Annotated in this window: 17 protein-coding genes; 9 read left to right on the plus strand and 8 right to left on the minus strand. The window is 71.9% G+C overall.

Going from position 1 to position 21,023, the window contains the following annotated elements; translation table 11 throughout:
- The first annotated feature begins 792 nt into the window (after positions 1 to 792).
- On the plus strand, positions 793 to 2,559 hold the full coding sequence (gene rny, locus O7546_RS06190) for a ribonuclease Y (RefSeq protein ID WP_194802965.1): 1,767 nt from the start codon (positions 793 to 795) through the stop codon (positions 2,557 to 2,559).
- 78 nt (positions 2,560 to 2,637) lie between these two features.
- Here the strand turns inward: rny and O7546_RS06195 are convergent, their stop codons facing one another.
- The 4 genes from O7546_RS06195 to O7546_RS06210 form a co-directional block, all read right to left on the minus strand.
- On the minus strand, positions 2,638 to 3,513 hold the full coding sequence (locus tag O7546_RS06195) for an amino acid ABC transporter permease (protein ID WP_194802966.1): 876 nt from the start codon (positions 3,511 to 3,513) through the stop codon (positions 2,638 to 2,640).
- Entirely contained in the window at positions 3,510 to 4,166 is a 657-nt protein-coding gene (locus O7546_RS06200) for an amino acid ABC transporter permease (RefSeq protein WP_194802967.1), read from the minus strand. Before O7546_RS06200 ends, O7546_RS06195 begins: the two co-directional genes overlap by 4 nt.
- 78 nt (positions 4,167 to 4,244) lie before the next feature.
- Complete coding sequence (locus O7546_RS06205; RefSeq protein ID WP_013284736.1) at positions 4,245 to 5,180, minus strand: glutamate ABC transporter substrate-binding protein; 936 nt, start codon at positions 5,178 to 5,180, stop codon at positions 4,245 to 4,247.
- Between the two features lie 50 nt (positions 5,181 to 5,230).
- A complete protein-coding gene (locus O7546_RS06210) occupies positions 5,231 to 5,986 on the minus strand; it encodes an amino acid ABC transporter ATP-binding protein (RefSeq protein ID WP_269696335.1) in 756 nt (251 codons plus the stop codon).
- Between the two features lie 199 nt (positions 5,987 to 6,185).
- On the opposite strand from O7546_RS06210, the gene selD reads away from it, so the two are divergent.
- Both selD and O7546_RS06220 read left to right on the plus strand, forming a co-directional pair.
- Positions 6,186 to 7,175: a selenide, water dikinase SelD gene (gene selD, locus O7546_RS06215; protein WP_194802968.1), complete on the plus strand. Its 990-nt coding sequence runs from the start codon at positions 6,186 to 6,188 to the stop codon at positions 7,173 to 7,175.
- A 214-nt stretch (positions 7,176 to 7,389) separates the two neighbouring features.
- A complete protein-coding gene (locus tag O7546_RS06220) occupies positions 7,390 to 7,869 on the plus strand; it encodes a hypothetical protein (protein WP_135238912.1) in 480 nt (159 codons plus the stop codon).
- Between the two features lie 78 nt (positions 7,870 to 7,947).
- Here O7546_RS06220 and O7546_RS06225 read toward each other — a convergent pair whose 3' ends face one another.
- On the minus strand, positions 7,948 to 8,175 hold the full coding sequence (locus tag O7546_RS06225) for a DUF2277 family protein (RefSeq protein WP_018785974.1): 228 nt from the start codon (positions 8,173 to 8,175) through the stop codon (positions 7,948 to 7,950).
- 52 nt (positions 8,176 to 8,227) lie between these two features.
- Between O7546_RS06225 and miaB the strand changes: the two genes are divergently transcribed.
- The gene (gene miaB / locus O7546_RS06230; protein ID WP_194802969.1) at positions 8,228 to 9,727 is read left to right on the plus strand and encodes a tRNA (N6-isopentenyl adenosine(37)-C2)-methylthiotransferase MiaB; all 1,500 of its coding nucleotides are present in this window, start codon (positions 8,228 to 8,230) and stop codon (positions 9,725 to 9,727) included.
- Between the two features lie 47 nt (positions 9,728 to 9,774).
- Here the strand turns inward: miaB and O7546_RS06235 are convergent, their stop codons facing one another.
- Both O7546_RS06235 and O7546_RS06240 read right to left on the minus strand, forming a co-directional pair.
- On the minus strand, positions 9,775 to 11,397 hold the full coding sequence (locus O7546_RS06235) for a cellulase family glycosylhydrolase (protein ID WP_194802970.1): 1,623 nt from the start codon (positions 11,395 to 11,397) through the stop codon (positions 9,775 to 9,777).
- Between the two features lie 331 nt (positions 11,398 to 11,728).
- Positions 11,729 to 12,937 (minus strand): DUF349 domain-containing protein, encoded by a 1,209-nt coding sequence (locus O7546_RS06240; RefSeq protein ID WP_194802971.1) that lies wholly within the window; start codon positions 12,935 to 12,937, stop codon positions 11,729 to 11,731.
- 204 nt (positions 12,938 to 13,141) lie between these two features.
- On the opposite strand from O7546_RS06240, the gene O7546_RS06245 reads away from it, so the two are divergent.
- From O7546_RS06245 to dapF, 3 genes are read left to right on the plus strand one after another with little or no spacing between them, the layout of a single operon-like run.
- The gene (locus O7546_RS06245) at positions 13,142 to 13,861 is read left to right on the plus strand and encodes a hypothetical protein (protein WP_269696337.1); all 720 of its coding nucleotides are present in this window, start codon (positions 13,142 to 13,144) and stop codon (positions 13,859 to 13,861) included.
- The gene (gene miaA / locus O7546_RS06250; protein ID WP_269696338.1) at positions 13,858 to 14,763 is read left to right on the plus strand and encodes a tRNA (adenosine(37)-N6)-dimethylallyltransferase MiaA; all 906 of its coding nucleotides are present in this window, start codon (positions 13,858 to 13,860) and stop codon (positions 14,761 to 14,763) included. The genes O7546_RS06245 and miaA overlap by 4 nt, the downstream gene beginning before the upstream one ends.
- 7 nt (positions 14,764 to 14,770) lie before the next feature.
- Positions 14,771 to 15,619, plus strand: a complete 849-nt coding sequence (gene dapF / locus O7546_RS06255) for a diaminopimelate epimerase (protein ID WP_269696339.1) — start codon at positions 14,771 to 14,773, stop codon at positions 15,617 to 15,619.
- A gap of 427 nt (positions 15,620 to 16,046) precedes the next feature.
- Here the strand turns inward: dapF and O7546_RS06260 are convergent, their stop codons facing one another.
- Positions 16,047 to 17,519 carry an NAD-dependent malic enzyme gene (locus O7546_RS06260; RefSeq protein WP_013284747.1) on the minus strand — a complete coding sequence of 491 codons (1,473 nt, stop codon included), beginning with the start codon at positions 17,517 to 17,519 and terminating at the stop codon, positions 16,047 to 16,049.
- A gap of 195 nt (positions 17,520 to 17,714) precedes the next feature.
- On the opposite strand from O7546_RS06260, the gene hflX reads away from it, so the two are divergent.
- A complete protein-coding gene (gene hflX, locus O7546_RS06265; RefSeq protein WP_194802975.1) occupies positions 17,715 to 19,178 on the plus strand; it encodes a GTPase HflX in 1,464 nt (487 codons plus the stop codon).
- A gap of 50 nt (positions 19,179 to 19,228) precedes the next feature.
- Positions 19,229 to 20,983, plus strand: coding sequence for a hypothetical protein (locus tag O7546_RS06270; RefSeq protein ID WP_194802976.1), 1,755 nt, complete (start codon positions 19,229 to 19,231; stop codon positions 20,981 to 20,983).
- Positions 20,984 to 21,023 lie beyond the last annotated feature (40 nt).

Genomic DNA, 21,023 nt, shown 5'->3' on the forward strand with positions numbered 1-21,023 from the left:
TGCCCGGGCCCGCCCCCGCCCGCCCCCGCCCGCCCCCGCTCGCTCCAGCCCGGTCGATCATGAAGTTGACGGCACTTCCCGTCCGTTTTGTCCAGGCCAACTTCATGATCACGCCCGTCAACCTCATGATCGTCCGCGGGAGGGGGTTTGTGTCACCGGGGGGCCGTGGAGTGACGCCAACTCCTTGATCGTGTGGGCGAGTGGCGGGCGGCGTCGATGAGGGAGGGGGCCTGAGCAGGTCGGGAGTGCCGGGAAGTGGCGCCGGAGGGCGGGGTTTGTCCCGGCCTGTCCGGCATCTGATCACCACTGAGTGACGCCGTAACTTCTCTCCGTCCGGGTGGTTTGATCATGACTCCTTGACCGAACGGCCCCTCGCGACCTAGCCTCGCCATACAGGCTCACTTTGCCCGACCAGCGCAGGCTAAGCGCACAACATAGATCTCGTAACAGAACAGCATCACTTTGGCCAGCTACACCGGCCCTTGACGGAAGCTTCGGAACCTTTCGGAGCCTCCGACAACTGCAACCGGCCGCCAGCGGTGCCCCATGAGGGGGCACCGCCGACGGAAAGCTGCCCACAGCCAGCCGCTCCGGTCGGGCGTCCAGAGCCGCAGGCGCGTGTCCTTCGCGCGTGTCCTGCGGCGCCGACGTTCAGGGGGAGGCGGCCATGCCAGGGCGGCACAGGTTCACCGGCGGTCTGCCACACGGCCCCGACCCCGCATCGGCGGGCGACAGCCCGGCCACCGGGTATCGACAAGTCGGCGACGCCGGCCGGGCCGGCGGAGCGACTCGATGAGCGCCTTCGACATCGTCCTCCTCCTGGTCGTGCTGCTGCTGGTCGTGGTGGTGGTCGGCGCCGTGCTGTTCGGCGTGCGTACCCTCAAGCGGCTCAGCCTGGCGCCCGCGCCGGAGGATCCGGCCTTCATCGCGGAGAAGGACCGGCAGGAACAGTCCCTCGCGGCGTTGCGGACGGCCGCCGACGAGGTGAACAGCACCATCGACGTGGCGAAGTCCGCGGCCGCGGCGGCGCGGGCCGAGGCGGCCGCCGCCAAGGCGGAGGCGAAGGCGGCCCGGGCCGAGGCGCGGCGGGTGCTCGACGACGCCCGCGCCGAGGCCGACACGGTGCTGGAGCGGGCGCACAAGCAGGCCGAGGCGGATGCCGAGCAGTTGCGCGCCACCGCACGGCGCAGCGGCGAGCGGGAGGTGGCGGTGCTGGCCGCGACCACCCGGGAGCAGGCGGCCGAGGTGGAACGCCGCGCCGCCCGGATGGACGAGCGGGAGCGGCTGCACACCGAGGAGGTGGAGCGGCTGGCCGAGCGGGAACGGCAGCTCACCGCCGCCACCGCGGCGCTCGCCGCCCGGGAGGCCGCCCTGACCGAACGCGAGCGGACGCTGACCGAGGTGGAGGAGCAGCGTCGCCGGGAGCTGGAGCGGGTGGCCGGCCTGACCGCCGACGCGGCCCGCACCGAGCTTGTCGAGTCGATCGAGGGGCAGGCGAAGCGGGAGGCCGCGCTGCTGGTCCGGGAGATCGAGGCGGACGCCCGGGGCAGCGCCGAGCAGCGTGCCCGCAACATCGTCGTGGACGCCATCCAGCGGGTCGCGAGCGAGCAGACCGCGGAGAGCGTGGTCAGCGTGCTGCACCTGCCCGGCGACGAGATGAAGGGGCGCATCATCGGCCGCGAGGGGCGCAACATCCGCGCCTTCGAATCGGTCACCGGCGTCAACCTGATCATCGACGACACGCCCGAGGCGGTGCTGCTGTCCTGCTTCGACCCGGTACGCCGGGAGGTCGGCCGGGTCACGCTGGAGAAGCTGGTCCTGGACGGCCGGATCCACCCGCACCGGATCGAGGAGGTCTACGACCTGGCCCGGCAGGAGGTCGAGGAGCTGTGCCTCCGGGCCGCCGAGGACGCGCTGGTCGAGGTCGGCATCACCGAGATCCACCCGGAGCTGGTCACGCTGCTGGGCCGGTTGCGTTACCGGACGTCGTACGGGCAGAACGTGCTCAAGCACCTGGTGGAGACCGCGCACATCGCCGGGGTGATGGCCGCCGAGCTGCGGCTGGACGTGCCGACGATCAAGCGGTGCGCGTTCCTGCACGACATCGGCAAGGCGCTCACCCACGAGGTGGAGGGCAGCCATGCGATCATCGGCGCGGACGTGGCCCGCAAGTACGGCGAGAGCGAGGACGTGGTGCACGCCATCGAGGCGCACCACAACGAGGTGCCGCCGCAGACCATCGAGGCGGTGCTGACCCAGGCGTCTGATGCCTGCTCGGGCGGGCGGCCGGGCGCGCGGCGGGAGAGCCTCGAGGCGTACGTCAAGCGGCTGGAGCGGATCGAGGAGATCGCGGCCGGCAAGCTGGGCGTGGAGAAGGTCTTCGCCATGCAGGCGGGCCGGGAGATCCGGGTGATGGTCAAGCCGGACGACGTGGACGACATCGGCGCGGCGGTGCTGGCCCGGGACGTGGCCAAGCAGATCGAGGAGGAGCTGACCTACCCGGGTCAGATCCGGGTGACAGTGGTGCGCGAGTCGCGGGTCACCGAGATCGCCCGCTGAGCGGCGGGCGGACAACGGGGAACGGGCGGGTGGGGAGATCCCCACCCGCCCGTTCCGTGTCCGTCGGAGGACGTCAGCTCACAGCGGCGTGGCGCCGGTGCCACCGTCGGTCTGCGTGGCCGCCACCGGCTTGGCCGCGGTGCGCGGCAGCCGGGTCAGCCGCTTCTGCAACCACCAGGCCAGCACCGACAGCAGGCCGCAGATGCTGATGTAGATGGCCGCGACGATCAAATACGTCGGCACGTACGGCAGACCGAACGCCAGCCGGCCACCGATCTGCTTGCCCACGAAGAGCAGCTCCGGGTACGTGATGATGAAGCCGAGCGCGGTGTCCTTGAGCAGGACGACGAGCTGGCTCACGATCGCCGGGAGCATCGACCGGAACGCCTGCGGCAGCAGGATCAGCCGGAGCACCTGGTTCTTGCGCATGCCGATCGCGTACGCGCCCTCGGACTGCCCGTACGGCACGGCGTTGATGCCGGCACGGAAGATCTCCGCCAGCACCGAGCCGTTGTAGAGCGTCAACCCGATGACCAGTGCCCAGAACTTGTCGATCGGCCAGCCGTACTGCAACGGCACGTAGTAGCCGAAGAAGATCAGGATCAGCAGCGGGATGGCCCGGAACAGCTCCACCACGAACGTGGCGGGAGCGCGGAACAGCACCTTGTCGCTGAGCCGGGCGCTGGCGAAGAACGCGCCGAACAGCAGCGCCAGCACGGTGGCGACGGCGGCGACCTTCAGCGTGGCCCAGAGGCCGTTCAGCAGCTCCCGCTGCACGGCCGCGTACTGGAACTGCTCCCACTTGCGGGCCTCGAACTGACCGGTCTGGTTGAACTTGTAGACCACGAACGCGATCAGCGCGACGATCGCCGCGATCGAGACGACGCCGAGGATCCGGTTGCGCATCCGGGCCTTCGGGCCGGGGATGTCGTAGAGGACGCTGCTGCTGCTCATCGGGCCACCGCCCACTTGCGCTCGAGGATCCGCTGGAGCACCACCAGCGGGATGATCAGGATGAGGAAGCCGATCACGATCCAGGTGAGCACGATGAACTGCGGCTCACCCCGTTCCGACATGTACGCCGGGATGGCGCCGGCTTCCAGCACGGAGAAGCCGGCGGCGATCGTGGTGTTCTTCAGCATGGCGATGAGCACGCTCATCATGGGCGGGACCATGGCCCGCAGCGCCTGCGGCAGCACGATCAGCGTCAGCACCTGGGCGAACGTCATGCCCAGCGCGCGGGCCGCCTCGGCCTGGCCGGTGGCGACGGTGTTCACGCCCGAGCGGACCACCTCGCAGATGAACGCCGAGGTGTACGCGATCAGCGCGATGCAGGCGCTGTTGAAGTAGTCGATGTTGACGTCCAGCTTCGGCACCGCGAAGACGAGGAACGCGAACACCAGCGTCAGGGGAGTGTTGCGCACCAGGTTGACGTAGGTGGCGCCGAACGCCCGCAGCGCGGGGACCGGGGACACCCGCATCGCGCCGAGCAGCATGCCGAGGACGAGACTGCCGACGCCGGCGATCAGGAACAGCTTGACGGTGTTGAAGAACCCCTCGCGGAACAGGCTCGCGTTGTCCGTCAGGACGCGGAAGAACTCGCCCATACCTCGCTCTCACTCTCTCCAGACGGGACCGGGCGGGGAGGAGGACCTCCCCGCCCGGTCCGACGTCGGTGCGGACCGTCAGTACCGCTCGAGCTGCGGCGGGGTGGCCGGCGAGCCGGACTTGCCGAGCGTGCCGTCGTAGATCTTCTTCCAGGTGCCGTCGGTGAACGCCGCCTCGATCTGGTCGTTCACGTAGTCACGCAGCGCCTTGTCGTCCTTGGGCAGGCCGATGCCGTACTTCTCGGTGCTGAACGGCTGGCCGACGACCTTGAGCTCGTCCGGGTTCTGCGCGGCGTAGCCCTTGAGGATGGCGTCGTCGGTGGTCACCGCGTCGACCTTCTTGTCGAGCAGCTGCGAGACGCACTCGGAGTAGGTCTTGAACTCGACGATGTTCTCGCCCTCGGTCAGGCCCTCGTCGCGGATCTTCTGGATCGGCGTGGAGCCGGTGGCCGAGCAGACCTTCTTGCCCTTGAGCGTGTCCTTGCCGGTGATCGACGACTCGTCCTTGCGGACCAGCAGGTCCTGGCCGGCGACGAAGTACGGGCCGGCGAAGGAGACGTCGTTCTTGCGCTTGTCCGTGATCGAGTACGTGCCGACGTAGTAGTCGATCTCGCCACCCTTGATCGCGGTCTCCCGGTTGGCGGACGCGATCTCCTTGTACTCGATCTTCGCCGGGTCGACGCCGAGCGTGCTGGCGACGTACTGGGCGATCTCGATGTCGAAGCCGCAGCGCTTGCCCTGGGCGTCCTTGTAACCGAGGTTCGGCTGGTCGAACTTGACGCCGATGACGACCTTGCCGGCCGACTTGATCTTCTCGAAGGCCGGGCTGCCGGCGACGTTGGCGTCCGTCTTCGGGGTGAAGGTCACGCCTGAGCTGCTGCAGTTGTCGCCCTGTGCTCCACCGCTGGCGTTGCCGCCGCCGCTGGGAGCCGGGTTCCCCTCCTTGCCACAGGCAGCCGCGGAAAGGGCGAGCGAGGCCATCATGGCCACCGCCGCCACGCGCTTGTAACGCATACACATCTCCTTCTTCGACGGAGCCGACGGGACGACTCCACTACGGGCGCTCAGTGGGTGAGGATCTTGGAGAGGAAGTCCTTGGCCCGCTCGCTGCGCGGGTTCGCGAAGAACTCAGCCGGCGGCGCGTCCTCGACCAGCTTGCCGTCGGCCATGAAGATGACCCGGTTCGCCGCGTGCCGGGCGAAGCCCATCTCGTGGGTCACCACGACCATGGTCATGCCCTCGCTCGCCAGCGACGTCATCACGTCCAGCACCTCGCCGACCATCTCCGGGTCCAGCGCGCTGGTCGGCTCGTCGAACAGCATCGCTTTGGGCTGCATGGCCAGCGCGCGGGCGATGGCCGCCCGCTGCTGCTGACCGCCGGAGAGCTGCGCCGGGTACTTGTCCGCCTGGTTGGCGATGCCGACGCGGTCCAGCAGGGCCAGGCCGCGCTCGCGGGCGGCGGCGGGCTTCTCCTTGCGGACCTTGACCGGCCCCAGCGTCACGTTCTCCAGGATGGTCTTGTGCGCGAAGAGGTTGAACGACTGGAACACCATGCCGACCTCGCTGCGCAGCTTGGCCAGGGGCTTGCCCTCGGCCGGCAGCGGCTGCCCGTCGAACGTGATGGTGCCCTTGTCGATGGGCTCCAGCCGGTTGATGGTGCGGCACAGCGTCGACTTGCCGGAGCCGGACGGGCCGATCACGACGACCACCTCGCCCCGGCCGACGGAGAGGGACACGTCGTCGAGCACGTGCAGCGGCCCGAACCACTTGTTGACCCCGTCGAGCACGATCAGCGGGTCGCCCGTCGTCACGTCGTCCACCGTCCCTGTCGTCCATGGCGGAATTCGGGGGTCGGTCGACCCCCGGTTGGGCAACTGTAGGCGGGGTGATGTGGCAGAACGCAACTCAGATGGTCACGGAGCGGTAACACCGGTCACCGGCGTACCGGCCCGTCCGAATTTCGTCACCCACCGGGTGGGCCGAGTGGCGCCGTCGCCGCAGGCAGGAGATCATGAGGTGATGACCGACGCGATCCGGCTGACCGACTACGCCCGCGGTGGCGGCTGCGCCTGCAAGATCCCACCGGGCGAGCTGGAGGCGATGGTCGCGGGGCTCGGCGCCACCGGCGGCTCGGCCGACCTGCTGGTCGGCCTGGAGAACGGCGACGACGCCGCGGTGGTCCGGCTGGACGAGCGTACGGGCCTGGTCAGCACCGCCGACTTCTTCACCCCGGTGGTCGACGACGCCTACGACTGGGGGCGCATCGCCGCCGCCAACGCGCTCTCCGACGTGTACGCGATGGGCGGCACCCCGCTCGTCGCGCTCAACCTGCTCTGCTGGCCGCGCGGCGTACTGCCGCCGGAGATGGCCCGCGAGGTGCTGCGCGGCGGTCTGGACGTGGCCCGGGAGGCGAACTGCCACCTGGCCGGTGGGCACAGCGTGGACGACGACGGCCCGAAGTACGGCCTGGCCGTCACCGGTGTGGTCCGGCCGGAGGAGCTGATCACGCTCGACGCCGGGCAGGCCGGGCTGCCGCTGTCGCTGACCAAGCCGCTCGGCGTGGGCGTGCTCAACACCCGGCACAAGCAGACCGGGCAGCGCTTCCCCGAGGCCGTCGAGTCGATGGCCCGGCTCAACCGGGACGCGGCCCGCGCGGCGGTCGCGGCGGGCATCCGCTGCGGCACCGACGTGACCGGCTTCGGCCTGCTCGGGCACGCCTCGAAGCTGGCCCGGGCGAGCCGCCTGACGGTGGCGATCGACGCGGCGGCGGTGCCGTACCTGCCCGGCGCGCGGGAGGCGCTGCGCGACGGGTACGTCAGCGGCGGCACCCGGCGCAACCTGGAGTGGGTCACCCCGTGGACCGATTTCGGCGGGGCGGACGAGGGGGAGCGCCTGCTGCTCGCCGACGCGCAGACCTCTGGCGGCCTGCTGGTCGCCGGTGAGGTGCCGGGCGGCACGGTGATCGGGGAACTGCTGCCCGCGTCGGAGCACCTGATCCGGGTGCGCTGAGCCGCCGGATCCACGGCGCGGCCTGGCCGTCGCCGCGGCACCGTACCCGATAAACTGTCATCTTCCAGCTACTCTGGGCAACGTCGCCCGAGGGAATTTTGCCCGGAATGGTCACAGACCGGTAACTTGCGCCCGGCTGAGGTCAAATGCACCCCACCATCGTCATTAAGGCCCGATCCGGAGGCCGGTGGAACGAGCGCAGCGAGGAGGCGGCATGACCGAGCTGTGGAACTGGAGAATCGACGGCGGCGAGCCGGTGGAGGTCTACCCGGCACTGGCCGAGGCGCTCGGCCGGGTGGTGATGCCCATGGCCGTCGCCGACCCGATGCGGCTCCCCGCGTACGCGGTGGTCTGCGACGTGTGGGAGGCGCCCGGGCTGTACGGCACCGTGGTCGACTGTTACGGCGTACCCGAGAGCCTGACCGAGCTGCCCGCGATCGCGGCGCTGGCCCGGCTGCTGGGCCGCAACTGCCTGATGCGTGACGACACGCTCGACGCCGGCCGGCACCTGCTGGTCGCGCCCGACGGCACGATCCGGCCGGTGCACTTCGACGTGGCCGACACCGACGACGGCGAGGTGCTCAGCCACCACCGGCTCTGCACCGTCGCCGACGCGCGCTGCCGGGGCTGGTCGCAGTGCCACCGCTCCCGCTGGGCGCCGGACACGGTCGCCCCGGCGCTCGCCGCCGCCTGAGCGCGGGCGTCGGCGCGCGCCCGTGAGCGGTGCTCGCCGCCGTGCCCCCACCGGCGGCGAGCGGTGGCGGTCCCGGGCTCAGCCCCGGGCCGCCTGCTGCTGCCCCCGCACCACGAGCTGGTCGAGCAGCGTCGCGGTGGCGGCGGCCACGGCGTCCACCGCGGCGTCGAACGCGGCCGCGTTGTGCGCCGCCGGGGTACGGAATCCGGAGATCTTCCGGACGTACTGCAACGCGGCGGCGCGGATGTCCTCCTCGGTCACCACCGGGACGTACGGCTCACGCAGGGTCTTGATGCTCCGGCACACGGCTCCTCCTCGTTCGATCCGATCGGCTCCACCCGGATACGCTGTCCGGGTCATGACTACCGCAGCCGCGGGCAGCCCGCGCACCTACCAGGTGCGTACGTACGGCTGCCAGATGAACGTGCACGACTCCGAGCGCATCTCCGGCCTCCTCGAGGACGCCGGATACGTGCGTGCCGCGGAGGCCGACGAGCAGCCCGACGTGGTGGTGTTCAACACCTGCGCGGTCCGGGAGAACGCCGACAACCGGCTCTACGGCAACCTGGGTCATCTGCGCCCCGTGAAGGCGAAGCACCCCGGGATGCAGATCGCCGTCGGCGGCTGCCTGGCCCAGAAGGACCGCGGCGACATCGTCCGCAAGGCGCCCTGGGTGGACGTCGTCTTCGGCACGCACAACATCGGCTCGCTGCCGGCGCTGCTGGACCGGGCGCGGCACAACGCCGCGGCCGAGGTCGAGATCCTGGAGTCGCTGGAGGTCTTCCCCTCCACGCTGCCGACCCGGCGCGAGTCGACGTACGCCGGGTGGGTCTCGATCTCCGTCGGCTGCAACAACACCTGCACGTTCTGCATCGTGCCCTCCCTGCGCGGCAAGGAGAAGGACCGCCGCCCCGGAGACATCCTCGCCGAGGTCCGCGCGCTGGCCGACTCCGGCGTGCTGGAGGTGACGCTGCTCGGGCAGAACGTCAACTCGTACGGCGTCGAGTTCGGCGACCGGTACGCGTTCGGCAAGCTGCTGCGCGCCTGCGGCGACATCGACGGGCTGGAGCGGGTGCGGTTCACCAGCCCGCACCCGAAGGACTTCACCGACGACGTGATCGCCGCGATGGCCGAGACGCCGAACGTCTGCCACTCGCTGCACATGCCGTTGCAGTCCGGCTCGGACGACGTACTGCGGGCGATGCGCCGCTCGTACCGGTCGGAGAAGTACCTGGGGATCATCGAAAAGGTGCGGTCGGCCATGCCGGACGCGGCGATCACCACCGACATCATCGTCGGCTTCCCCGGCGAGACCGAGGCCGACTTCGCCCGCACGCTGGACGTGGTCCGGGAGGCGCGGTTCTCCTCGGCGTTCACGTTCCAGTACTCCAAGCGCCCCGGCACCCCGGCCGCCACGATGGACGGGCAGCTACCCAAGCAGGTCGTGCAGGAGCGCTACGAGCGGCTGATCGCCTGCGTCGAGGAGATCACCTGGGCGGAGAACAAGAAGCTCGTCGGCGAGACCGTCGAGGTGCTGGTGGCGGTCGGCGAGGGCCGCAAGGACGAGCGCACCGGCCGGATGTCCGGACGGGCCCGCGACGGCCGGCTCGTGCACTTCGCCACCGGTGAGCTGGCCGGGCGGATCCGCCCCGGCGACATCGTGCACACAGTCGTCACGTACGCCGCCCCGCACCACCTCAACGCCGACGGCGCGCCGCTGGCGCACCGGCGCACCCGGGCCGGGGACGCGGCCGAGGCGGGACAGGTTCCGCGTACCCCAGGGGTGCTGCTCGGCCTGCCGACGGTCGGCGCGCCGGCCGCGGCGCCCGCCCCGGTCGGCGGCTGCGCCGCGCACTGAGCCCAGCGTGACGGCGGGGGCCGAGCCGGGCCCCCGCCGTCACGGTCTCAGCAGGCGGTGCCGTTGAGCTTCACGCTGCCGGGGTTCGCGGCGGTGCCGTTGGCGGTGAAGCCGACGGTGACCGACGCGCCCGGCGCCAGCGACGACGCCCAGGCCGGCGCGGCCGCCGTCACAGTGGTCCCGGACTGCGTGACGGTGGCGTTCCAGCCGCTGGCCAGCGTCACCCCGGACGGCCAGGTCCAGGTGGCCGACCACGGGTTCACCGCGGCGGTGCCGGTGTTCTTGACGGTCAGCTCACCCTGGAAGCCACCCGCCCAGGAATTGATCTGCTTGTAGGTGGCGGTGCAGCCACCGGTCACCGGAGGCGGCGGGGTGGTCGGTGCCGGCGAGGTGTTCGGCGTGCCGGTCGGGGACGGGCTGGTGGTGCCGCCACCGCCGGTCGGCGGGATCAGGTACGGCGTGAGGATGTCCTGCTTCGGCTGGTTGATCGTGGTCCAGTCGTCGTTGGCGATGCCGCCGGTGTCACCGGAGTTCGGGTTCCACGACCAGTACGTGAAGGACATGCCGTTCACGCCGGTGCCGGTGTACGCCATCAGGTTCTGCAGCCAGATCTTGTCCTTGGGGTCCTGGAGCGTGGTGCCGAACTCGCCCATCATGATCGGCGCGATGTTCTGCTTGTAGAGGTAGCCCCAGTACTTGTCCCAGATGGCCGGCATGTTTGCCGGGTACGACGGGTCGTCGAACCAGGCCTGGCGGTAGACCGAGGTGGCGTACTCGTGCGGCGAGTAGACCAGCCGGTTGGCCACGTTCAGCCGCACCGGGAACTGCCCGGCCTTGGACAGGTTGCCGCCCCACCAGCCGCAGTCCTCGTCGTTGCTGGGGTCGTTGTCCCAGACGTTCGACAGGCCGCCGCTCGGACAGCTCACCCCCTCCACGAAGATCAGCCAGTTCGGCTGCACGCCGAGGATCGCGTTGCCGGCCCGCTCGGCGGCCAGCCGCCAGTCCCGGGCGGTGTCGCCGCAGCCCCAGCAGGCGCCGGTGGCGGCCGGGTTGGTGCCCTCGGCGTGCGGCTCGTTGTGCAGGTCCGCGCCGATCACCGTGGTGTTGCCGGCGTACCGCTGGGCCAGCATCTTCCAGTCGTTGATCCAGGTCGCCTCGGAGACCGTCGAGGTGTACCAGAGCGGCGACTGACCGGCCGACGTCGGCCGGTGCCGGTCCAGGATGACCCGCATCCCCTTGCTGCCCGCGTAGTCGATGACCTTGTCGAGGATCTGCAGCGGGGAGAGCCCGATCAGGTCCGGGTTGACGAAGTCGTTGATGCCGGTCGCGGTCGCGCCGGACTTGAGCGCGTCGTTCGAGTACGGGATGCGCAGCGTGTTGTAGCCCAGCCGGGCCATGGTGTCGAGCTGCGAGCGCCACGGGTTGCTCGACCACAGGCCGTGGAACGTCTTGTTGTCGGTCTCCATCCCGAACCAGTTGATGCCGGTCAGCCGGACCGTCGCGCCCGTACTGTCGACGATCTTGCTGCCGCTGGTGTGCAGGTAGCCGGTGCCGGTGCCACCGGCCGCCGCGGCGGCCGGTGCGGTGGAGACGGCGGCGGCGACGAGAACGCCGGCTGCCGCGGTGGCGAGCGCCGTCAGGGCGCCGCCGAGGGCGGTGCGTCGGTGCATGGAAGCTCCACTTCGGATGCCCGCGCCGCGCAGGCGCCGCGGGCGGCAGGACCAGGAGGCACGTCCCGCTCGTCATCGAGTACGCGCGCAGTGCGCGCCGGGCCGTGTCGTGTGGACGGCCAACCGCGAGATGTCGCACCGGCGACCGTCGACGGCGAGATCAGCCGTCGGTGCCCTCGTGCCGGTGCCTGAACCTGGCTCCGCCGCTCATTCTGATCAGCCTGCCTCGATGCGTCAACCCTGGTCCGGACGCAGGTGAACCCCCGGCCGACAGGGCCGGGGGCTCACCCGATGTGTCCGTCCGCCGGCCTGCCCGGCCGGGGTGCTTCCGTCAGCCGGCCTGCTCGGCGAGCTGGAGGAACTGCCGCTTCGAGGCGAGCGCCTGCTCGGCCTCCTTGATCCGTCGGGTGTCGCCGGCGGCCTGGGCCCGGGCCAGCCGGTCCTCGGCCTCGGCGACCTGGGCACGCATCTGCGCCAGCAGCGGGTTGTCCTCCTTGGAGGTGCGCCGCCACGCCGAGTCCATCACCTCGCGGACCTTGTCGTCCACGGCCCGCAGCCGGCGCTCCAGCCCGGCGGCGGCCTCGCGCGGCACCCGGCCGGCCTCGTGCCACTGCGCCTGGATGTCCCGCAGCTTCGCCTGCGCGCCCTTCGGGTCGCCGTCGACGTCCAGCGCCTCGGCCTCGGCCAGCAGCGCCTGCTTGCGCTCCAGGTTGGCGCGCTGCTCGTTGTCGCGGGCGGAGAAGACCTCGCTGCGGCGGGTGAAGAACTCGTCCTGCGCGGCGCGGAACCGTTCCCAGAGCTTCTGCTCGGCCTCCTTGGCGGCGCGTGGCGCGGCCTTCCACTGGGCCATCAGGTCCTTGAGCTGACCGGCGGTGACGCCCCAGTCGCTGGAGTCCTTGAGCTTCTCCGCCTCGGCGACCAGTTCCTCCTTGACCGTCTGCGCCTGCTTGCGCTGCTGGTCGAGGGAGGCGAAGTGGGCGCCCCGGCGGCGGGTGAAGCCGTCCCGCGCGGCGGCGAACCGCTTCCACAGCTCACCGTCGGTCTTCTTGTCGACGCCGCGGATGGTCTTCCACTCGTCGAGGATCTCCTTGAGCCGGTCACCGGCGGTCTTCCAGCCGGTCGACTCGGCGGCCAGCTTCTCGGCCTCCTCGACCAGGGCGGTCTTGCGCGCCAGCGCCTCGCCCCGGGCGGCCTCGCGGGCCGCCTTGGCCTCGCCGGCCTTCTCCTCGGCGACGGTGGCCAGCTTGTCCAGGCGGGCGGCGAGGGCGTCGATGTCACCGACGACGTGCGCCTCGGCCAGCGACCCACGGATCCGGCGGATCGTGGTCAGGGAGTGGCCGGCGTCAGCCGCGCCCGAGTTGAGCCGGGCCTCGGTCAGATCGACCTCGGTCACCAGGTCGGCGTAGCGCCGGGCGAAGTGGGCGAGCCCTTCCTCCGGTGCCCCTGCCTGCCAGGATCCGACCACCCGCTCGCCCTCGGCGGTCTTGACGTAGACGGTGCCGTCCTCGTCGACCCGTCCGAAGGCAGTCCAGTCGCTCATGTGCCCATCCTCGTTCTCCCGGCGCCGAGGGGACAGCCCCCTCGTTCGCCGCCACGGCGCAGCAAACTTTCTCCCGGCATTGTCACAGGTCCGCCCCCGTCCGTGTCGAGCGCCTGTCGCCGACCGTGACCATACGGTGTTGTACGCCCTCGATGACCGGATCGGCGCGGGGACGCACCGGGGGATCCCGATAGGTTTGGGGGCGTGCCACTGGTCGCCGCCGCCGTCTGCCCCCACCCGCCGCTGATCGTGCCCGAGCTGGCCGGCGCCGCCGCGCCCGAGCTGGACGGCCTGCGCGCCGCCGCCGACGCCGCTGTCGCCCGGCTGCTCGCCGCCGAGCCCGAGGCGATCCTGCTCGTCGGCGGCGGACCGGAGACCGTCCGGTTCAATTCCGCCGAGCACGGCTCGCTTCGCCCGTACGGGCTGGACCGGCGCGTGCGGCTCTGGAAGGTCAACTGCGCGGGCGGGGACCGCCTGCCGCTGAGCCTGACCGTCGGCGCCTGGCTGCTGAACCGCTCCGGCACCGAACTGCCCCGGCTGGCCCGCTCGGTGGCGCACGACGCCGCACCGGCGGAGTGCGCGGCGTTCGGCACGAGCCTGATCCTCGACGACGACCCGCGGGTCGCGCTGCTCGTGCTCGGTGACGGGTCCGCCTGCCGGGGCGTCAAGGCGCCTGGCTACGACGACCCGCGTGCCGAGGCGTACGACGAGGGGGTCGCCCTGGCCCTGGCCGGCGCGGACGCAGACGCCCTGCTCGGCCTGGACCCGGTGCTGTCGGCGGAGCTGCGGGTCGCCGGGCGGGCGCCGTGGCAGGTGCTGGCCGGCGCGGTCCGGGCGGCGGGCGGCGACTGGCGCGGCGACGTCAGCTACCAGGACGCGCCCTACGGCGTTTCCTACTTCGTGGCGAACTGGGAGCGGGCATGACCGTCGTGGCGGTGGTCGGGCCGACCGCGGCCGGGAAGTCGGCGCTGAGCATCGCGCTGGCGCACGCGCTGGGCGGCGAGGTGGTCAACGCCGACTCGATGCAGCTCTACCGGGGCATGGACGTCGGCACCGCGAAGCTGACCCCGGCCGAGCGCGAGGGCGTGCCGCACCACCTGCTGGACATCTGGCCGGTGACCGAGCCCGCCAGCGTCGCCGAATACCAGACGCTGGCCCGCGCGGCGGTCGACGACATCCTGGCCCGGGGACGGGTGCCGCTGCTCGTCGGCGGCTCCGGGCTGTACGTGCGGGCGGTGCTGGAACGGTTCGAGTTCCCCGGCACCGACCCGGCCCTGCGGGAGCGGCTGGAGGCGGAACTCGCGGCGGTGGGCCCGCTGCCGCTGCACGCGCGGCTGGCCGAGGCCGACCCGGGCGCGGCGGCGAGCATCCTGCCCACCAACGGGCGGCGGATCGTGCGGGCGCTGGAGGTGATCGAGCTGACCGGCGCGCCGTTCACCGCGTCGCTGCCGTCGCCCACGCCGTACTACCCGTCGGTGCAGCTCGGCGTGGACCTGGACACCGGGCTGCTGGACGAGCGGATCGCGCTGCGGGTGGACCGGATGTGGGCCGACGGCCTGGTCGACGAGGTACGGGCGCTGGTCGGCGAGGGGCTGCCCGAGGGGCGGACGGCCAGCCGGGCGCTCGGCTACCAGCAGGTGCTGCGGTTCCTGGCCGGGGAGCTGACCGAGGCGCAGGCGCACGAGGAGACGATCCGCGCCACCCGCCGTTTCGTCCGGCGGCAGCGCTCCTGGTTCCGGCGTGACCCGCGCGTCCACTGGCTGGACGCGGCGTCGCCCGCGTTTCTCGACACTGCCCTGCGGGTGGTCGCCGAGCATCGGCCATGATGGGGGCGTGGAGTTCACAAAGGGTCACGGCACCGGCAACGACTTCGTCATCCTGCCCGACCCGGACGGCACCCTCGACCTGACACCCGGCCTGGTCGCCGCGCTCTGCGACAGGCGGCGCGGGCTGGGCGGCGACGGCGTGCTGCGCGTCGTACGGGCCGCCAAGCACCCGGAGGGCGTCGCGCTCGCGGGCGAGGCCGAGTGGTTCATGGACTACTGGAACTCCGACGGCTCGTTCGCCGAGATGTGCGGCAACGGGGCCCGCGTGTTCGTCCGCTACCTGCTGGACCGTTCGCTGGCCGCCGCCCCGTCGGGCGGGACGCTGCCGATCGCGACCCGCGCCGGCCTGGTGCGGGCCCGGGTCGAGGGCGCCGACGTGGCGGTCGAGATGCGCCGCCCCCGGCTGTACGACACGGCGACCGCCACGCTCGGCGGGCTGACGCTGCCCGGCGCCGCGGTGGATGTCGGCAACCCGCACCTGGTGTGCGCGCTGCCCGCTGCTCTGGAGCTGACGGCGCTCGACCTCACCCGCGCGCCCGAGGTGGACGCCTCGACCTTCCCTTCCGGGGTGAACGTCGAGTTCACGACGCCGGGCGAGCCGGTCGACGGCACCGACGGGCACGTGCTGATGCGGGTGTACGAGCGCGGCTCTGCCGAGACGCTGTCCTGCGGCACCGGCGCGTGCGCGGTGGCGGCGGTGGCGTTGCGCGACGCCGGCCGGGACACCGGCACGATGACAGTCGATGTGCCGGGCGGGCGTCTGACGGTCACCGTGACAGCCGACTCGTGCTGGCTCTCCGGCCCGGCCGTCCTGGTGGCCACAGGCACCCTGACCCCCACAGCCCTGCACCCGTAGCCTCCCTCGGTCGACACGGGGCTGAGTGGTGGCCGCGGCCCGGCTGCCCGGCTGCCCGGCATGATCAACACCAGTTCGGCGAAGTGGTGCTGTAGCGGGGCCTCTGATGCCACCACCTCGCCGAACTGGTGTTGATCAAGGGTGCTGATACCGCTACTTCGGGGAAGCGGAGTCGATCAAAGTGCGACGATGGGACGTTCTGTCTGACTTGTCCGCCTCGGCTGAGGCGCTGCTGGGGATCTTGGAAGATTTGGGCCCCTCTGAGGGCCGTTTTCTTCCAAGATCTCGTGTGGACGCGCCGGGGACGCCTGACTGCGCCGGTGCGCTGACCCCGGCGCGGGCGGGCCCCGTGTGAGGAGGCAGGAGGTGCCCCGCGAGAGGGTGCTGGCCTGTGCGAAGGCGCCGCGAGAGGCAGGGGCGTGCCTGGTCAGGGGGTGGCGCTGGCGTTGGCGGCGATCTCGGGGAGGTCGGCCGGGCCCGGGTCGGCCGCGGGCGCCGGCGTGGCGGCCGGGTTCTGGGCGGCGGCCCGTACCGCGGCGGCCACCGCCGGGGCGACCCGGGAGTCGAAGACGCTCGGCACGATCACCGTCGGGTTGATCTTGTCCTCGCCGACCACGTCCGCGATGGCCCGGGCGGCGGCGAGCGCCATCTCCTCGGTGAACTCCTCGGCGTGCGCGTCGAGCATGCCGCGGAACACGCCGGGGAAGGCGAGCACGTTGTTGATCTGGTTCGGCTGGTCCGAGCGGCCGGTGGCGACCACGGCGGCGTACTTGCGGGCCTCCCGCGGGTCCACCTCCGGGTCGGGGTTGGCGAGCGCGAAGACGATCGAGTCCTTCGCCATCGCGGCGACGTCCTCGCCGGTGAGCAGGTTCGGCGCGCTCACACCGATGAACACGTCCGCGCCGCGTACCGCCCCGGCCAGGTCACCGGAGTAGTTCTCCTTGTTGGTGTTCTCGGCCAGCCACTGCCAGGCCGGGTTGAGGTCCGGCAGTCCGCGGTGCAGGGCGCCCTGGCGGTCGTACGCGATGATGTCGCCCACGCCTTGGCGGAGCAGCAGTTTCATGATCGCGGTGCCGGCCGCGCCGGCGCCGGAGACCACGACCCGGACGTCCGCGAGCTGCTTGCCCACGACGCGCAGCGCGTTCGTCAGCGCGGCCAGCACGCAGATCGCGGTGCCGTGCTGGTCGTCGTGGAAGACCGGGATGTCCAGGGCCTCACGCAGCCGGGCCTCGATCTCGAAGCAGCGCGGCGCGGCGATGTCCTCCAGGTTGATGCCGCCGTACGCGGGCGCGATCGCCTTGACGATCGCCACGATCTCGTCGGTGTCCTGGGTGTCAAGCACGACCGGCCAGGCGTCCACCCCGCCGAAGCGCTTGAACAGCGCCGCCTTGCCCTCCATCACCGGCAGCGACGCGGCCGGCCCGAGGTTGCCCAGGCCGAGCACCGCGGTGCCGTCGCTGACCACGGCGACGGTGTTGCGCTTGATGGTGAGCCGCCGGGCGTCGGCCGGGTTCTCCGCGATCGCCATGCAGACCCGGGCCACACCCGGGGTGTACGCGCGGGACAGCTCGTCGCGGGTGCGCAGCGCGACCTTCGGGGTGACCTCGATCTTGCCGCCGAGGTGCAACAGGAACGTGCGGTCGGAGACCTTGCGCACGTCCACCCCGTCGAGCGCGGTGAGCGCGTCGACCACCTGGTCGGCGTGGCCGGCGTCGGCGGTGTCGCAGGTGAGGTCGACGATCACGTGCGCGGGGTCGGAGTCGACCACGTCCAGCGCGGTGACGATGGCCCCGGCCTCGCCGGCGGCGGTGGTGAGGCGGCCGATGGAGGAGGCGTCGGCGGGTACCGCGATCCGGATGGTGATGGAGAATCCGGCACTCGGCAGTCGGGTGTTGGCCACGAGAAACTCCTCCGTCGGCGCTGAGCGGCTCGACTGGCATTTCTACTCGCCCGCCCAGGTCGCCCGGCATCCGCCCCCGCTACCCGTCGGTAGCGTCACGGGCATAACACAGGTGCGTCCGGCGTTGTCACATGTCAGGATTGCTGTCACGCGCCGAAAATTCTCGGCGTTGCCCAAAACGGACAGGAGACGCATTTGCGCGAGCAGGAGACCTTCCATCCCTACACCGACGACGAGTTCGACGCCACCACCGGCGAGTACGAGCTGTCGGAGCGGCAGGCGCTGCGGCGGGTCCCCGGCCTCTCCACCGAACTCACAGACATCACCGAGGTCGAATACCGCCAGCTCCGGCTGGAGCGGGTCGTCCTGGTGGGGGTCTGGACCGAGGGCACGCAGACCGACGCCGACAACAGCCTCACCGAGCTGGCGGCGCTGGCCGAGACGGCCGGCTCGCAGGTGCTCGAAGGGCTGATCCAGCGTCGCCAGCGGCCCGACCCGGCCACGTACATCGGCCGCGGCAAGGTCGACGACCTGGGCGCGGTGGCGCTGTCCACCGGCGCCGACACGATCATCTGCGACGGTGAGCTGTCGCCGTCGCAGCTGCGCAACCTGGAGCAGCGCACCAAGGTCAAGGTGGTCGACCGGACCGCCCTGATCCTCGACATCTTCGCCCAGCACGCCAAGAGCAAGGAGGGCAAGGCGCAGGTCGAGCTGGCCCAGCTCGAATACCTGCTGCCGCGCCTGCGCGGCTGGGGCGAGACGCTGTCCCGGCAGACCGGTGGTAGCGGCCGCGGGGGTGGCGCCGGCGGCGGCGTGGGTCTGCGTGGTCCCGGTGAGACCAAGCTGGAGACCGACCGGCGGCGCATCCGCCACCGCATCGCGCGGCTGCGCCGCGAGATCAAGAGCATGGCGACGGTACGCCAGACCAAGCGCGCCCGGCGTACCCGTAACGCGGTACCCGCGGTGGCCATCGCCGGCTACACCAACGCCGGCAAGTCCAGCCTGCTCAACCGCCTGACCGGTGCGGGCGTGCTGGTGGAGAACGCGCTGTTCGCCACGCTGGACCCGACCACCCGCCGGGCCACCACGTCCGACGGCCGGCTCTACACGCTGTCCGACACGGTCGGGTTCGTCCGGCACCTGCCGCACCAGATCGTCGAGGCGTTCCGCTCGACGCTGGAGGAGGTCGCCGACGCCGACCTGGTCGTGCACGTGGTCGACGGCACCCACCCGGACCCGGAGGAGCAGGTCCGGGCGGTACGCGAGGTGCTCGCCGAGGTGGGCGCGGACCGGTTGCCGGAACTACTGGTGGTGAACAAGACCGACGCCACCGACGAGGAGACGATGCTGCGGCTCAAGCGGCTCTGGCCGGACGCGGTCTTCGTCTCCGCCCACAGCGGGCGCGGAGTCGACGAACTGCGCGAGGCGGTCGAGCGGCGGCTGCCCCGGCCTGCCGTCGAGGTGCGCGCGGTGCTCCCGTACGACCGGGGTGACCTGGTCTCCCGGGTGCACCGGCAGGGTGAGGTGCTCAGCACCGCGCACCTGCCCGAGGGCACGCTGGTGCACGTGCGGGTCAGCGAGGGTCTGGCTGCGGAGCTCGCGCCGTACCGGGCGGGTGACCGGCTGACCAGTGACGAGCGGGTGGGCGCCGGGCGGTGAGCCGTCCGGCGTCACCCGCCGGAAACCCGCGCCGTGCGACACTGAGCGTCATGCGGCACGTTGTCTCCTCGGTCACGCTCGCGCTCGGCCTGGTCGGCGCGGTCGTGGCGCCGGCCGGGCCGGCCCCGGCGGCTCCCGCCGCGGCCCCCGTGCTGGCCGCGGCCCCCAAGAAGAAGTGCACCGTGGAGGACAGCCGCCTCCGCGAGCTGTCCGGCCTGGTGGCCACCAGCAACGGGTACGTCGTGATCAACGACGGCTCGGACGACCCCAGCCGCAAGCGGGTCTTCTACCTGGACACCAAGTGCAAGGTGGACAAGGAGGTCCGTTACTCCGGTGACGGGCCGCTCGACACCGAGGACCTCGCGCTCAGCCCGGACCGCAAGACCCTCTGGATCGCCGACACAGGCGACAACGTGGAGAAGAAGACGCGCCGGGAGCGGGTCGCGGTCTGGACGATGCCGCTGAGCGGCTCGAAGCAGCCGGTGCTGCACCGGCTCAGCTACCCGGGTAAGGAGCCGCACGACGCGGAGGCCCTGCTCGTCGGCGACGACAACATGCCGCTGGTGATCACCAAGGAGCTCTCCGGCAAGTCGGAGATCTTCACCCCGACGGTGAAGCTGAAGGCGAGCGGCGACACCGAGCCGATCCCGATGAAGAAGGCCGGCGAGTTCACGCTCCCGAAGACGAACACCGAGAACAAGCTCGGCTCGCCCGGCCGGGCGTTGGTCACCGGTGCTGCCCGCTCGCCCGACGGCAGCAAGGTCGTGCTGCGCACGTACGCCGACGCGTTCGAGTTCGACGTGGCCGGCGGCGACATCGTCAAGGCGATCACCACCGGCAAGCCCCGGGTCACCCCGCTGGTCGACCCGTTCGGCGAGGCGATCTCCTACACGCCGGACGGCAAGTTGTTCGTCACCGTCTCCGACGGCGGCACGCTCGACGAGTCGGACCCGATCGACATCCTCAGCTACACCCCGTCGACCACCGGTGCCGAGGCGCTGCCGAACGGCGGCAAGGCCGAGACCAAGGCGGCGGCCGAGAAGTCCTGGCTCGAAGGGCTCTCGCTCGACGAGATCACGTACCTGATCGCGGCGGTCGGGGTGCTCGGCGCGCTCCTGGTCGGCGCGGGCGTGTTCGGCATCCTGCGGGCGCGGCGCAAGCCGGCGCCCCGGGCGCCGGCCGACGAGCCCGAGCGCAGCGGCGAGTTCCCGGTGAACAACGGCTTCCCGTCCGCGGAACGGCCGGAGGCGCCGCGCGGCGGGGTCTACGGCGGCGGTCAGGGCGGCGTCTACGGCGGCGCGCCGAACGGTGACCGCCCGGCGTCCGGCGGTGTCTACGGCGGCGGCCGGCCGGGCGGCGGCGTGTACGGCGGCGGCCCTCAGGACGGCGGTCGCGGCCAGGGGGGTGGCCGTCCTCCGGGCGCGGGCCGTCCGCAGGGCGGCGGCGTCTACGGCGGGGGCGGTGCCCCGGCCGGCGGCGGAGGGCGCGGTGGCGGCGTCTACGGCGGCGGAGGCCAGGGCGGACCGGGCGCGGGCCAGGGCGGTCCCGGTCGAGGCGGCCCGGGTGGCGGTGGCCAGGGCAGTCCGGGCCGTGGCGGTCCGGGTGGCGGCTACGGCGGCGGCCCGGGTGGGGCCGGATATCGCGGGCAGCCGAACGGCGGCGGGCCGCGCGCCGAGGGCGGCCGGGCCGAGCCGCCGCGCCGCGGCCAGGAACCGCGTGGCGGGCGCCGCGACGGTTATGACGATCAGGGCCGGTACGGCCCGGTGTCCGGCGGCGGCCGGGAGTACCGCGGCGACCGCTACTGAGACGACACGACGAAGGGGTGACCGGCGACCGGTCACCCCT

This window comes from Micromonospora sp. WMMA1976, from assembly GCF_027497335.1.
In the GTDB taxonomy this organism is placed as follows: Bacteria; Actinomycetota; Actinomycetes; order Mycobacteriales; family Micromonosporaceae; genus Micromonospora; species Micromonospora aurantiaca.

Bases quoted from the DNA above. Each gene is read 5' to 3' on its own strand.
- O7546_RS06220 (WP_135238912.1), top strand. From the start codon at position 7,390: ATGACCGAGCTGTGGAACTGGAGAATCGACGGCGGCGAGCCGGTGGAG.
- O7546_RS06205 (WP_013284736.1), bottom strand. From the start codon at position 5,180: ATGCGTTACAAGCGCGTGGCGGCGGTGGCCATGATGGCCTCGCTCGCC.
- miaB (WP_194802969.1), top strand. From the start codon at position 8,228: ATGACTACCGCAGCCGCGGGCAGCCCGCGCACCTACCAGGTGCGTACG.
- O7546_RS06200 (WP_194802967.1), bottom strand. From the start codon at position 4,166: ATGGGCGAGTTCTTCCGCGTCCTGACGGACAACGCGAGCCTGTTCCGC.
- selD (WP_194802968.1), top strand. From the start codon at position 6,186: ATGACCGACGCGATCCGGCTGACCGACTACGCCCGCGGTGGCGGCTGC.
- O7546_RS06195 (WP_194802966.1), bottom strand. From the start codon at position 3,513: ATGAGCAGCAGCAGCGTCCTCTACGACATCCCCGGCCCGAAGGCCCGG.
- O7546_RS06270 (WP_194802976.1), top strand. From the start codon at position 19,229: ATGCGGCACGTTGTCTCCTCGGTCACGCTCGCGCTCGGCCTGGTCGGC.
- O7546_RS06235 (WP_194802970.1), bottom strand. From the start codon at position 11,397: ATGCACCGACGCACCGCCCTCGGCGGCGCCCTGACGGCGCTCGCCACC.
- miaA (WP_269696338.1), top strand. From the start codon at position 13,858: ATGACCGTCGTGGCGGTGGTCGGGCCGACCGCGGCCGGGAAGTCGGCG.
- O7546_RS06240 (WP_194802971.1), bottom strand. From the start codon at position 12,937: ATGAGCGACTGGACTGCCTTCGGACGGGTCGACGAGGACGGCACCGTC.
- rny (WP_194802965.1), top strand. From the start codon at position 793: ATGAGCGCCTTCGACATCGTCCTCCTCCTGGTCGTGCTGCTGCTGGTC.